This window comes from Micromonospora sp. CNZ280 (assembly GCF_011759515.1).
The window spans coordinates 1,426,372-1,438,971 of record NZ_JAAOYP010000002.1 but is presented as its reverse complement, the minus strand read 5'-3'; the positions used below and the strand labels follow the sequence as shown (position 1 = coordinate 1,438,971).

Sequence of the window (12,600 nt, the reverse complement as noted above, 5' to 3'; positions counted from 1 at the left end):
GCGCACGGCATCCGGTCGCGCCTCGACCCGCCGCCGACGGTCGTGACCGGCGCGTTTCTGGCCGGCCTGGTCGCCGGCTACGGCGTCGCCATCCCGGTCGGCGCGATCGCCGTGCTCATCCTCGGGCTCAGCGCCCGGACCTCGTTCCGGGTCGGCGCGGCGGCAGCGCTCGGGGTGGCCACCGCCGACGGGCTCTACGCCGCGGTGGCGGCCCTCGGTGGGGCGGTGGTCGCCGGGCTGATCGCCCCGGTCGCCGGGCCGCTGCGGCTGGCCGCCGCGATCGTGCTGCTCGCCATCGCCGGCCACGGCGCCTGGCGGGCGCTGCGACCGCGAACCGCGCCCGGGGGTCCCGTCGACGGTCGCCGGGGCCTGGACACCCCGATTCGGGCCTTCGCCGGAGTGCTGGCGTTGACCATGTTGAACCCGGCGACGGTGGTCTATTTCGCCGCCCTCGTCATCGGTCGGCAGGGCGGCGCGGATCCGGGCGCGGCCGACGCGTTGCTCTTCGTGCTGGGCGCCTTCGTCGCCTCCGCCAGCTGGCAGCTGCTGATCGCCGGCGGGGGCACGCTCGTCGGGCGGATGCTGACCGGGCCGCGTGGCCGGCGCGTCACGGCGCTGGTCTCCAGCGCCCTGATCGCGGCGCTGGCGGCAGCCATGCTGCTGCCACGATGAGCGCCACCGACGCCGCCGGCCGGGGTGCCGGTCCGAGGGCGCGGTGCGGGCAGCTCGACCCGGGTGCCCGCCCGACGGCACGTCTCGGGCGGCCCGAGACCCGGGGCGGCGTCCCACGGCGCGGTGCGGACGGCCCGACCCGGGTGCGGGCCGCCAGGGCCGGCCGCGGGCACCCTCGACCGGGTGCCCGCCGGGCCGGTGCTGGCTGTCAGCCGGCCTAGCCGGGGGACATCGCCGCGGCCAGGCGCAGGTGGGCGGCGGCGCGGGCGTCGCCCTGCCGCTGGAGGGTCCGCCCCAGCAGCAACTGCAGGTACGAGTCGTCCGGCGCCTGCGCCGCGAGCGGCTCCAGGATCCGCAGCGCCCGGTTGAGCTGGGCGGAGTGGAAGTACGCCCGGGCGGCGAGCAGTAGGGTGCCGCGGTCGTCGCCGTGGGTGTCGAGCAGGGGCCGGAGCAGGGTGAGGGTGCCCAGCGGGTCGCCGAGGTCCAGCAGCGCCTCGGCGTGCCGGAGGCGTTCGACCTCCTCGGGTAGCTGGCGTGGGCTGCGGCGGGCGGCCTCGGTCAGGAAGGCGTGGATCACCTCCGCGGGCTGCGCGCCGCGCAGCGCCGCGCCGTTCACGACGAACGTCGGGGACGTCGCCACCCCCGCGGCCCGGCCCCGCAGCACCAGTTCCCGGACGGCCGTGTCGCCCGCGCCGTCGGCGGGCAGCCCACCTGCCGCCGGGTAGCCGGCCCGGCGGGACACCTCGTCCAGCACGGCCGGGAGGCTGATGTCCAGCGCGTCGACGAAGTGCGCCCGCATCACCTCCTCGGCCACCGCGTCCTGCAGTGGCGGGCCGCCGGCCTCGTGGGCGAGGGCGATGAGGCGGTGGGCGTCGTGGCTGCTGGCCCGCCAGCCGGCTCCCCAGCGCGGACCGAGGCCCTCGGCGAGCGCGACGCGGGAGACGCGTTCCCGGTTCTCGCCGGGCGTGAGGTGCGGCGCGCAGCCACGGAGGGCGGCGTCCACCATCGGGTCGCGGAGCACCTCGGCCAGGGGCTCGCCGGGGGCGGGAGCGGAGGGGTCGATGCGGTACGGCCGCCAGACGACCTCGACCGGGTCGCCCGGCCAGGACGCCAGCGCCCGCTCCAGCCGCCGCTTGCCGATGTACGCCCACGGGCAGACGACGTCGGCCCAGATCTCGATCCGCATGGTCGGACAGGCTACACGACACGTGTCGTATAAACCACGGGTGTCGTATAGTGTCCGGGTGAACTCCTCCGACCCCCGCGTCCGGCGGACCCGGGCCAGGTTGCGGGCGGCCGTCCTCGAGCTGGCGGCCGAGCGGGAGCTGGGCGACATCACGATCGCCGAGGTGGCCAAGCGGGCCGGGGTCAACCGCGCGACGACCTACCTGCACTTTCCCGACCTGGACGCGCTCGTCGCCGACGCGATGGAGGAGGCCGTCGCCCAGGTGGCCCGCGCCGCGGCGCTCTGCCCGCTGGACGCCCCGCGTGACGAGCCGCCGCAGCCGCTGCGCGAGCTCTTCGACACCGTCGCCGCCAACGCGGTTCTCTACCGCAGGATGCTGTCCCCGCACGGCAGCGCCCGCTTCGCGGCGGGCCTACGCGACCGGCTCGCCGCCGAACTGCGGCACAGCCTCGAAGGTCGCCCCCGGACGGCGGACGATGTGCCGGTGGACGTCCACGCCGCGTACCTCGCCGGTGCCCTCACCGGCGTCATCGCCGCCTGGACGGCGGCGCAGGCCCCGGCCGGCGCCGCCGACACGGCACTCGCGACGTGGCGGTTGCTCCGTGGTTGACCCGGTCCGCGCGCCCATGCGCACATCATTCGGGAGGTTGCCGTGGTCGGCAGGCCGGCGGTAGGCGGCGGTCGGTGGGTCGAGGTGGGTCCGGGCCGGATCGCCCGCTGGGTCGACGGCTTCGCCGACCGGCACGGTTCGCCCGTCACCACCGTCGAGGAGTACGGCCTGCGGCTCGCCGCCCCGGACGGCGCGACCGCCGAGCTGCACACCCCGCCCGGCGCCCCGGCCACCGCCGACCTGACCGGGTTCGTGGCCGCCGCGACCGCGCCCCGCCGGATCGGCCTGCTGCTCGCCCGCAAGGGCGCGGTGGCGGTGGGCGTCGCGGCGGGGAAGGAGCTGGTGATCTCCAAGGTGGACACCCGCTACGTGCAGGGCCGCACCGCCGCCGGCGGCTGGTCCCAGCAGCGCTTCGCCCGGCGGCGCGACAACCAGGCGAAGGCGGCGCTGGGCGACGCGGCGGAGCTGGCCGTACGGCTGCTGCTGCCGGCGGCGTCGACGCTGGACGCGCTGGTCTGCGGCGGCGACCGGCGGGCGGTGGACACCGTGCTCGCCGACCGGCGGCTCGCCCCGCTGGCCGCGCTGCGCGCCGAACGCCTGCTCGACGTGCCGGAACCGCGGCACGCGGTGCTGGTCGGCGCGATCGACGCCGCCCGGGCGGTGCGGATCCTGGTCCGCGACCCCGAGCCGGCTTGACCGGCCGTCGCCGGGCGGGGCCCGGACAGGCCGGCGGCCGGCGGGTTCGCGCCCACCGGCCGTCGCGCAACAATTCCTCGGCGGCTCAGCGCGCGCCGCCGAACGTGTCGCAAGACTTCGGGTCGCCGGTGGAGTAGCCCCGGGTGAACCACTCCTTGCGCTGGGCCGAGGAGCCGTGGGTGAACTCCTCCGGGTTCACCGGCCGGTTCGCCCGCTCGGAGATGGCGTCGTCGCCGATCTTCTCCGCGGCGTCGATGGCCTGCGCGATGTCCTGTTCGGTGATGCTGGTGACGATCTTCTGCCCGCTCTCGTCGGCGGTGCCGGTGGCGTGCTTCGCCCAGGCACCGGCGTAGCAGTCGGCCTGGAGTTCGAGCTTCACCGACAGCGCGTTCGCGTTGTCCGGGTCGCGCTGCTGCTGGCGGCGCAGCTGCGCCTCGGTGCCGAGCAGGTCCTGCACGTGGTGGCCGTACTCGTGGGCCAGCACGTACGGCTGGGCGAACTCGCCGGAGGCGCCGAGTTGCTGCGCGAGCACCTGGTAGAAGGTCAGGTCGATGTAGACCAGGTCGTCGGCGGGGCAGTAGAACGGGCCGACGCCGGAGTCGGCCGGGCCGCAGGCGGTGTTCACACCCCGGCTGAAGAAGACGGTGCGGGACGGCCGGTACTGCTCGCCGAACGCCTCCGGCAGCGCGGTCCGCCAGTACGCCTGGATCGAGTTCACGTACAGGGTGTTGCGGCAGTCCAGCTGCTGGAGTGCGTCGTCGGCGGAACACTTCTGCTCCAGCGAGGTGTTGTCGCCCTGCTCGTCACCGCCGTTGGTCGCGGCGTTCAGTCCGAAGCCGCCGCCGACCAGGGCGATCAGCACGGCGACGATGATGCCGACCAGGCCGCCACGGCCGCCGCCGGTCGGGATGGGGATGCCGCCCAGCCCGCCGCCTCCGCCGGACCCTCGCCGGTCGTCCACCTGGCTGGTGTCGATCCGCGCGTTCTCGTTCAGCTCCATGTCTACCCCGATCACCGACTTCATCCGTCGTGGTGGTTGCGGTACCGGACCGGGTCCGGACGCCGATTCCGGTACCCGATGATCTTGGTCGGTAATCCGGCGGAGGCGCCGGGCGCGTCCCGGTACACTTGCCGCGTGCTGCTCTGCGAAGGCTGAACCGCCCCGCGCCGACGGTCCCTCCGGCCCGCCGGCGCTCTCGCGTGCCCTGAGTCAGCCCTTCCAGACCCCGAGAGCGAGTTCGCCGAGATGATCACTGCCACCGGCCTGGAGTTGCGTGCCGGCGCCCGGATCCTGCTGTCCGACACCACGCTGCGGGTGCAGCCCGGCGACCGGATCGGCCTGGTCGGCCGCAACGGCGCCGGCAAGACCACCACGCTGAAGGTGCTGGCCGGCGAGGGGCAGCCGTACGCCGGGCAGATCGACCGGCGCAGCGCCATCGGCTACCTCCCGCAGGACCCGCGTACCGGCGACCTGGACGTCACCGGCCGGGACCGGGTGCTCTCCGCCCGCGGCCTGGACGTGCTGATGGCCCAGATGAAGGAGATCGAGGCCAAGCTCGCCGACGGCGCGGACGAGAAGCTGGTCCGCCGCTACGGCGTGCTGGAGGACCAGTTCGCCTCCCTCGGTGGGTACGCGGCCGAGGCGGAGGCCGCCCGGATCTGCGCCAACCTGGGCCTGCCCGACCGGGCGCTCGCCCAGACCATCGGCACCCTCTCCGGCGGCCAACGCCGCCGCATCGAGCTGGCCCGGATCCTGTTCCGCGACGCCGGCGAGAACGGCGGCGGCATCCTGCTGCTGGACGAGCCGACCAACCACCTCGACGCCGACTCGATCACCTGGCTGCGCGGCTTCCTCGCCAACCACAAGGGCGGTCTGATCGTGATCAGCCACGACGCCTCGCTGCTCGAGTCGGTGGTGAACAAGGTCTGGTTCCTGGACGCCACCCGCTCGGTGGTGGACGTCTACAACCTGGGCTGGAAGGCGTACCTGGCGCAGCGGGAGACCGACGAGCGGCGCCGCCGCCGGGAGCGGGCCAACGCCGAGAAGAAGGCCGGCGCGCTGATGGCGCAGGCCGACAAGATGCGGGCCAAGGCCACCAAGACGGTCGCCGCGCAGAACATGGCCCGCCGGGCCGAGCGGCTCATCGCCGGCCTGGAGGAGGTGCGCGTCGCCGACAAGGTGGCCAAGGTGCGCTTCCCGAGCCCCGCGCCGTGCGGCAAGACCCCGCTCACCGCGACCGGCCTGTCCAAGTCGTACGGCTCGCTGGAGATCTTCACCGACGTGAACGTGGCGGTGGACCGGGGCTCCCGGGTGGCCATCCTCGGGCTCAACGGCGCCGGCAAGACCACCCTGCTGCGCATCCTCGGCGGCCTGCTGGAGCCGGACACCGGCCAGGTCAACCCGGGGCACGGGCTGCGGCTGGGCTACTACGCCCAGGAGCACGAGACGCTGGACGTGGACCGTACGGTGCTGGAGCACATGCGCAGCGCGGCGGCCGAGCAGACCGACACCGACCTGCGCAAGATCCTCGGCGCGTTCCTCTTCTCCGGCGAGGACGTGGACAAGCCGGCGGGGGTGCTCTCCGGCGGCGAGAAGACCCGGCTGGCCCTGGCCACGCTGGTCTGCTCGGGGGCGAACGTGCTGCTGCTGGACGAGCCGACCAACAACCTCGACCCGGTCAGCCGGGAGCAGGTGCTGGACGCCATCGCCCGCTACCCGGGTGCGATCGTGCTGGTCACCCACGACCCCGGCGCGGTCATGGCGCTCAAGCCCGACCGGGCCATCCTGCTCCCCGACGGCGACGAGGACGCCTGGTCCGACGACCTCCTCGAGCTGGTGGAACTCGCCTAATGGGAGCTGTCGGGTGAGCCGTTGGCAGACTCGACACCGGTAGCCGCGGGTGGGTGAGCACTCCCCTCGCCTGGACTTGGAAGTCCTGGGGTCAGAGCGTGCCCCCGCTCGTGGTCGGGAGAGGAACGGCTGATGGGGTGTCGTGCCCGCCGCTGCGCGTGAGCACTGGTCCATTAGGCCGCCGGGCTCTTCCGTGGGCTGCCGAGAGTGGTCGGTGTGGTGAAGCGGAGGCGGGTGTGCTGTTCGTCGGGGACGACTGGGCAGAAGATCATCACGATGTAGAGGTGCAGGACGAGCGCGGCCGGACGTTGCGGGCCGTGCGGCTGCCCGAGGGTGTGGACGGCGTGGCTCGTTTCCATGACCTGGTGGCCGGGTTCTTGCCGGAGGATGCCTCGCCGGCGCAGGTGCTGGTGTGTATCGAGACCGACCGTGGCCCGTGGGTGCGGGCGCTGGTCGCGGCCGGCTATCAGGTCTACGGGGTCAACCCGAAGCAGGCCGCCCGGCATCGGGAGCTGATGTCGATCTCGGGCGCCAAGAGCGACAAGGCCGACGCGCGCACCCTGGCGGACATGGTGCGGACCCGCCGGCACCAGCTGCGGCAGGTCGCCGCGGACTCCGACATCGCCGAGGCGGTCAAGGTCGTCGCCCGGGCCCACCAGACGCTGATCTGGGAACGCACCCGGCACACGCTGCGGCTGCGGGCCGCGCTGCGGGAGTACTTCCCCGCCGCGCTGCAGGCATACGAGGTCCTGACGCTCACCGGTTCGGACACCCTGGAACTGCTGGCCAAGGCCCCGACACCGGCTGCGGCGGCCAAGCTGACCGTGGCGCAGATCAGCGCCGCACTCAAACGGGCCCGCCGACGCGACATCCCCACCAAGGCGGCAGCGATCCGGCAGGCACTGCGCACCGCGCACCTGGGCCAGTCCGAGATCGTCACCGGCGCATACGCGGCGACCGTCCGGGCCACAGTGGCAATCCTGCAGACCCTCAACACCGAGATCCGCACCATGGAAGGCCAGGTCGAGGCCCATTTTGGCCAGCACCCGGACGCTGAGGTCTACCTCAGCCAGCCCGGCATCGGCGCCATCCTCGGCGCCCGGGTGCTCGCAGAATTCGGTGACGCTCCCGGCCGCTACACCGACGCCAGATCCCGCAAGAACTACGCCGGCACCGCACCCATCACCCGCCAATCCGGCAAAACCAAAACCGTCCACGCCCGGTTCGTGCACAACGACCGACTCGTCAACGCCCTGCACATGCAGGCCGGCGCCGCGATCCTGCACGACACCGCCGTCCGTGCCTACTACAACGAACTCCGCGCCCGCGACGTCAGCCACCCCGCCGCCCTACGCCAGATCGGCAACCGCCTCGTCGGCATCCTCCACGGCTGCCTCAAGACCAACACCCATTACGACCAAGCCACCGCTTGGTCACACCGAACCGCCCTACCCACCGCTGCTTGACACCTCAGCTCCTGGGGTGTCTGACCGCACCCACCGATTCCGCCGGCCCGGCGCCTTTGATCATGAAGTTGGTGTCGGTCGTGCCGGCGTGTCGCGACAACAACTTCATGATCGACGCGGGACGTCAGGGGGTGCGGGTGAGCAGGTGGGGGAGGATGCCGGAGGTGGTGAGGATGACCACGCGTGGCGGCGAACACCACGGCCGCGCCGACCGCGGTGCCGAGTACGTCGATCACCCGGGCAGGCTACGGCCCGCCGCCGGCGTCACGGCGGTCCGGTGCCGCCGCCGCGTCCCGCCCGATCCGCCCGATGCCGGGTGGCCGGCGGCCCTCGGCGGCATCACCCTATCGGGAACCTGACATTGCACTGCGTGTCGATTGGCGAAGAGTTGATATCTGGCGCATGATCGTTCGAGGCGGTCTAATAGGTGGGACCGTATCCGAACCGCACAGTCTGGGACGTGAGGACACAGCATGGCAGCCACGGGCACAGCCACCAGCACTGAGAAGGGTCGCCGGATCGTCGGAGCCGAGCGTCAGACGCTCGCCAAGGACCTGGTAAAGCGGTACACCTCGGGCGAGAGCATCCGAGCGCTCGCGGCCTCGACCGGCCGTTCCTACGGGTTCATCCACCGGGTGCTCACCGAGTCCGGCGTGCAGCTGCGGCAGCGTGGCGGCGCCCGGCGCCGCAAGAAGGCGTGATCCGCCCAGCAGCGTCGTCCAGCGCCGCGCCCCGGGCCGCCCGGTGACCGCCGAGGCGACCGGGGTACGGCTGGACTGCGACGGGCCCGTCGCGACGGTCACGTTGTGCCGGCCCGACGTGCTCAACGCCCAGACCCCGGCCATGTGGCGGGCGATGAGCGACTTCGCCCGGGACCTGCCCGGCGACGTCCGCGTCGTGGTAGTCCGCGGGGAGGGCCGGGCGTTCTCCGCCGGCCTCGACCTGTCGGTGGCCGGTGCCTCCGGGCCGGGCTCGTTCGCGGAGCTGGCCACCCTGCCCGAGCAGGAGTGCGCCGACCGCATCGCCGAGTTCCAGGGCGCCTTCACCTGGCTGCACCGCCCGGACGTGATCTCCGTGGCGGCCGTGCAGGGCCACGCCATCGGCGCCGGCTTCCAGCTCGCCCTCGCCTGTGACCTGCGGGTTCTTGCCGAGGACGCGAAGTTCTCGATGGCCGAGGTGACCCTCGGGCTGGTGCCCGACCTGGCCGGCACGAAGCGGCTCGTCGACCTGGTCGGCTACTCCCGCGCGCTGGAGATCTGCGCCACCGGCCGACGGCTGGACGCCGCCGAGGCGGACCGGATCGGCCTGGCCACCCTCGTCGTGCCGAACGCGGAACTCGACGGCGCGGTGCGCGACCTCACCGCCGGGCTGCTGGCCGGCAACCGGGACGCGGTGGTGGAGATCAAGGCGCTGCTGGCCGGCGCCGGCGGCCGCTCTCCCGCCGAGCAGCAGCGGGCCGAACGCGAGGCGCAGACCCGCCGCCTGCGTGATCTCGCCGGTCGGGGAGAATAGTAAGGACCGTTCGGGAAGATCCGGGTTACGGCCGAGGTTGTCAGAGTCGTCGGGAGAATTGACCTGACGGTGTTGGTCAGCCCGACGACCCGGAGGTGAGCGTGTCCCACCCGATGTCCGGCGGCGGCATGGGCGGCTGGAGCATGCTCCGGTCGATGCGTAGCCGCGACGAGATCTCCACCCACCGGCTGCAGCGCGGCGTGGCCCACCGGATCGTGGCCTTCGCCCGTCCCTACCGCCGGGACATCGTGGTCTTCCTGGTCACCGTGGTGCTCGCCGCGGTCATCGGGGTCGCCACCCCGGTGCTCGCCGGTGACGTGATCGACGCGATCAGCCGCGGCGGCGCGGAGGCGAGCTCGCTGGTCGTCCGGCTGGCCCTGGTCATCGCCGGGCTCGCGGTCGCCGACGCGCTGCTCTCCCTGGCCCAGCGCTGGTATTCGGCCCGGATCGGCGAGGGGATCATCCTCGACCTGCGTACCCGGGTCTACGACCACGTGCAGCGGATGCCGCTGCAGTTCTTCACCCGTACCCAGACCGGCGCGCTGGTCAGCCGGCTCAACAACGACGTGCTCGGCGCCCAGCGGGCGTTCACCTCGACGCTGTCCGGCGTGGTCAGCAACGTCATCCAGCTGGTGCTCACCGCCGCGGTGATGTTCACCCTCTCCTGGCAGATCACCGCGCTGTCGCTGGTGCTGCTGCCGGTCTTCATCATCCCGGCCCGGCGGGTCGGCAAGCGGCTGGCCGAGATCACCCGCGAGTCGTACAACCTCGACGCCAAGATGAACGCGACGATGACCGAGCGGTTCAACGTCGCGGGAGCGCTGCTGGTCAAGCTCTTCGGCCGACCCGACGTCGAGGCCCGCCGGTTCGCCGGCCGGGCCGAGCGGGTACGCGACATCGGCATCCAGTCGGCGATGTACTCGCGCACGTTCTTCGTGGCGATGCTGCTGGTGGCGTCGCTCGCCCAGGCACTCACCTACGGCCTCGGCGGCTGGCTGGCCGTCACCGGGTCGGTCAGCGCCGGCACCGTGGTGACCCTCGCCCTGCTGCTCACCCGCCTCTACGGCCCGCTGACCGCGCTGTCCAACGTCCGGGTGGACGTGATGAGCGCGCTGGTCTCCTTCGACCGGGTCTTCGAGGTGCTCGACCTCGAGCCGGCCATCAGGGAGAAGCCCGACGCCGTCCCGGTGCCGCGTGGCAACGGCCGGGTGGAGTTCCGCGAGGTGCGGTTCCGCTACCCGAGCGCCGCCGAGATCTCGCTCGCCTCCCTGGAGGAGGTCGCCGCGCTGGACCGTACGGTCAACGAGCCGGTGCTCAAGGGGGTCTCGTTCGCCGTCGAGCCGGGGCAGATGGTGGCGCTGGTCGGCCCATCCGGGGCGGGCAAGTCGACGCTGTCCATGCTGATCTCCCGGATCTACGACGTCACCGACGGGCAGGTGCTGGTCGGCGGGGTCGACGTGCGGGACGCCACCCTCGACTCGCTGCGCGACGAGATCGGCGTGGTCACTCAGGATTCGCACCTGTTCCACGAGACGATCGCCGAGAACCTCCGCTACGCCAAGCCGGACGCCACCGACGACGAACTCTGGGCCGCGCTGGCCGGCGCCCAGGTCGCCGACCTGGTCCGGTCGTTGCCCGACGGCCTGCAGACCACCGTCGGCGAGCGGGGCTACCGCTTCTCCGGCGGCGAGAAGCAGCGGATCGCCATCGCCCGGCTGCTGCTCAAGGCCCCCTCGATCGTGATCCTCGACGAGGCGACCGCGCACCTGGACTCGGAGAGCGAGGCGGCGGTGCAGCGCGCGCTGTCGGTGGCGCTGACCGGGCGTACCGCGCTGGTCATCGCGCACCGGCTCTCCACCGTCCGCGAAGCCGACCAGATCCTGGTCCTCGACGACGGGCGGATCGTGGAACGCGGCCGGCACGACGAGCTGGTCGCCGTCGGCGGCCTGTACGCCGAGCTCTACCGCACCCAGTTCGCGGTGGCCGACTCGCCCACCCCGTACGCTGACGCGACCGGCCCGGAGCCGGTGACCCTGCCGATGCGCTCGTACGTGCCGGACGACGCGCTGCCGCCCGCCGCCGCGAACTAGCCGGTCGCCGCGGCCCGCAGCTCGGCGAAGGCGGCGCCCAGCGTCTCCGGGGTGAAGTGCGCGTTCAGCCCGCTCGGGTTGGGCAGCACCCAGAGCCGGGCGCCGGCCAGCGGCTCCGGCTGCGGGCCGAAGCCGGCCTTCGGCCGGGCGAACCCGATCCGGTACGCGGTCACCCCGACCACGGCCACCCAGCGCGGCCGGTACCGCGCCACCTTGTCGGCGAGGATCTCCGCCCCCTCGACGAGTTCGGCAGCGGTCAGCTCGTCGGCCCGCGCGCTGGCCCGGGCGACCATGTTGGTGATGCCCAGCCCGTAGCCGGGCAGCTCGTCCTGCTCGCTCGGGTGCAGCTGCCGCGGCGTGAACCCGCCGCGGTGCAGCGCCGGCCAGAACCGGTTGCCGGGCCGGGCGAAGTGCCAGCCGGTCGCCGCCGACCACAGCCCGGGGTTGATCCCGACGAAGAGCACGTCGAGGCCGGGCGCGATGACGTCGGGCAGGGTCCGGTCCGCCGCGGCCGCCAGCTCCTCCCGGGTCGGCCGCCGCTGCCCGGGCCCACCCGCCCGGATGTCGCCCGTCGGCGGCGTACCCGTCGCGGGTCGCGTCGCGGGGCCGGGGGTCGGCGGCGCGGCCGGCTCGGGGCGTGCCCGGTCGCCACGGCCCCGGCCCGGGCCGGTCGTCACAGGCCGCGCAGCGCGCCACCGTCGACCGGGACGGTGACCCCGGTCAGGTAGCTCGCCGCGGGGGAGAGCACGAAAGCGGCCACCCGGCCGAACTCCGCCGGCTCGCCGATCCGGCGCAACGGGATCCCCGCCTCGGCCTCGGCCCGGGCCCGGTCGGGGTCGCCGGTCGCGGCGAACAGCTCCCGGTTCCGGTCGGTCATGATGCGCCCCGGCAGCAGGCCGACCACCCGGACGCCCCGGGGGCCGTACTCGTCGGCGATGTCCTTGGCGGCACCGACCAGGCCGGGGCGCAGCCCGTTGGAGATGCCCAGTCCGGGCAGCGGGCCGCGCGCCGAGGTGGAGAGCACCAGCCCGATCGCGCCGCCGGCGGACAGCTCGGCGGCCACCGTACGCACCATCCGGACGGCGCCGAGGAAGACCGTCTCGAAGGACCGTCGCCACTGCTCGTCGCTGACCGAGGCGGCGCTGCCCGGCGGCGGACCGCCCACCGACACCAACGCCCCGTCCAGCCGGCCGAAGTGGTCCCGGGCGGCGGCGACCAGGCGTTCCGGGGCGGTCGGGTCGGTCAGGTCGACGGCCAGCCCGACCGCCCGCCCGGGCCCGCCCAGGCGCTCGGCGGCGGCGGCGACCCCGTCGGCGTCGCGGGCGGAGAGCACCACCCGGGCGCCGTCGGCGACGAGGCACTCCGCCGTGGCGTAGCCGAGGCCACGGGACGCGCCGGTGAGCACGTACACCCGATCGGTCAGTCCGAGATCCATGGCTCGATCCTGCCGCATCCGGCGGCCGGCGCCACCCACGGGGCGACCGGCCCTGGCCGCCGCCCGAGCCGCACCGGCGACG

13 protein-coding genes are annotated in these 12,600 nt (G+C 73.8%); 9 read left to right on the top strand and 4 right to left on the bottom strand.

The features are described from left to right. The first annotated feature begins 42 nt into the window (after positions 1-42). Positions 43-672, top strand: a complete 630-nt coding sequence (locus FHX32_RS21405; RefSeq protein WP_167185836.1) for a LysE family transporter — start codon at positions 43-45, stop codon at positions 670-672. Positions 673-889: 217 nt separating this feature from the next. On the opposite strand, the gene FHX32_RS21400 is transcribed toward FHX32_RS21405, so the two are convergent. Then, entirely contained in the window at positions 890-1,858 is a 969-nt protein-coding gene (locus tag FHX32_RS21400) for a DsbA family oxidoreductase (protein ID WP_167185832.1), read from the bottom strand. Positions 1,859-1,916: 58 nt separating this feature from the next. Here FHX32_RS21400 and FHX32_RS21395 point away from each other — a divergent pair, with 58 nt between their 5' ends. Then, entirely contained in the window at positions 1,917-2,468 is a 552-nt protein-coding gene (locus tag FHX32_RS21395; protein WP_167185829.1) for a TetR/AcrR family transcriptional regulator, read from the top strand. 42 nt (positions 2,469-2,510) lie between these two features. Continuing rightward, positions 2,511-3,164 carry an acVLRF1 family peptidyl-tRNA hydrolase gene (locus FHX32_RS21390; protein ID WP_167185826.1) on the top strand — a complete coding sequence of 218 codons (654 nt, stop codon included), beginning with the start codon at positions 2,511-2,513 and terminating at the stop codon, positions 3,162-3,164. 85 nt (positions 3,165-3,249) lie between these two features. Here the strand turns inward: FHX32_RS21390 and ypfJ are convergent, their stop codons facing one another. Beyond that, on the bottom strand, positions 3,250-4,164 hold the full coding sequence (gene ypfJ / locus FHX32_RS21385; protein WP_167186382.1) for a KPN_02809 family neutral zinc metallopeptidase: 915 nt from the start codon (positions 4,162-4,164) through the stop codon (positions 3,250-3,252). 246 nt (positions 4,165-4,410) lie between these two features. On the opposite strand from ypfJ, the gene FHX32_RS21380 reads away from it, so the two are divergent. From FHX32_RS21380 to FHX32_RS21355, 6 genes are all read left to right on the top strand, one after another. Further along, entirely contained in the window at positions 4,411-6,015 is a 1,605-nt protein-coding gene (locus FHX32_RS21380) for an ABC-F family ATP-binding cassette domain-containing protein (RefSeq protein WP_167185823.1), read from the top strand. 236 nt (positions 6,016-6,251) lie between these two features. Then, positions 6,252-7,481 (top strand): IS110 family RNA-guided transposase, encoded by a 1,230-nt coding sequence (locus FHX32_RS21375; protein ID WP_167185820.1) that lies wholly within the window; start codon positions 6,252-6,254, stop codon positions 7,479-7,481. A 62-nt stretch (positions 7,482-7,543) separates the two neighbouring features. Next, positions 7,544-7,840 carry a hypothetical protein gene (locus FHX32_RS21370; RefSeq protein ID WP_167185817.1) on the top strand — a complete coding sequence of 99 codons (297 nt, stop codon included), beginning with the start codon at positions 7,544-7,546 and terminating at the stop codon, positions 7,838-7,840. 114 nt (positions 7,841-7,954) lie between these two features. Further along, entirely contained in the window at positions 7,955-8,182 is a 228-nt protein-coding gene (locus tag FHX32_RS21365) for a helix-turn-helix domain-containing protein (RefSeq protein WP_007462679.1), read from the top strand. Positions 8,183-8,225: 43 nt separating this feature from the next. Next, the gene (locus FHX32_RS21360; RefSeq protein ID WP_167185813.1) at positions 8,226-8,993 is read left to right on the top strand and encodes an enoyl-CoA hydratase/isomerase family protein; all 768 of its coding nucleotides are present in this window, start codon (positions 8,226-8,228) and stop codon (positions 8,991-8,993) included. A gap of 113 nt (positions 8,994-9,106) precedes the next feature. Then, the gene (locus FHX32_RS21355) at positions 9,107-11,083 is read left to right on the top strand and encodes an ABC transporter ATP-binding protein (RefSeq protein ID WP_167186379.1); all 1,977 of its coding nucleotides are present in this window, start codon (positions 9,107-9,109) and stop codon (positions 11,081-11,083) included. Here FHX32_RS21355 and mug read toward each other — a convergent pair. Continuing rightward, positions 11,080-11,760 (bottom strand): G/U mismatch-specific DNA glycosylase, encoded by a 681-nt coding sequence (gene mug / locus FHX32_RS21350; RefSeq protein WP_486481224.1) that lies wholly within the window; start codon positions 11,758-11,760, stop codon positions 11,080-11,082. The two genes, FHX32_RS21355 and mug, sit on opposite strands and share 4 nt — an antisense overlap. Beyond that, a complete protein-coding gene (locus FHX32_RS21345) occupies positions 11,757-12,518 on the bottom strand; it encodes an SDR family oxidoreductase (RefSeq protein WP_167185810.1) in 762 nt (253 codons plus the stop codon). Before FHX32_RS21345 ends, mug begins: the two co-directional genes overlap by 4 nt. Positions 12,519-12,600: the final 82 nt, after the last annotated feature.

Excerpts from the sequence above, each read along its gene's own strand:
- FHX32_RS21400 (WP_167185832.1), bottom strand. The coding sequence starts at position 1,858 with ATGCGGATCGAGATCTGGGCCGACGTCGTCTGCCCGTGGGCGTACATC.
- ypfJ (WP_167186382.1), bottom strand. The coding sequence starts at position 4,164 with ATGGAGCTGAACGAGAACGCGCGGATCGACACCAGCCAGGTGGACGAC.
- FHX32_RS21380 (WP_167185823.1), top strand. The coding sequence starts at position 4,411 with ATGATCACTGCCACCGGCCTGGAGTTGCGTGCCGGCGCCCGGATCCTG.
- FHX32_RS21370 (WP_167185817.1), top strand. The coding sequence starts at position 7,544 with ATGAAGTTGGTGTCGGTCGTGCCGGCGTGTCGCGACAACAACTTCATG.
- FHX32_RS21365 (WP_007462679.1), top strand. The coding sequence starts at position 7,955 with ATGGCAGCCACGGGCACAGCCACCAGCACTGAGAAGGGTCGCCGGATC.
- FHX32_RS21355 (WP_167186379.1), top strand. The coding sequence starts at position 9,107 with ATGTCCGGCGGCGGCATGGGCGGCTGGAGCATGCTCCGGTCGATGCGT.
- FHX32_RS21345 (WP_167185810.1), bottom strand. The coding sequence starts at position 12,518 with ATGGATCTCGGACTGACCGATCGGGTGTACGTGCTCACCGGCGCGTCC.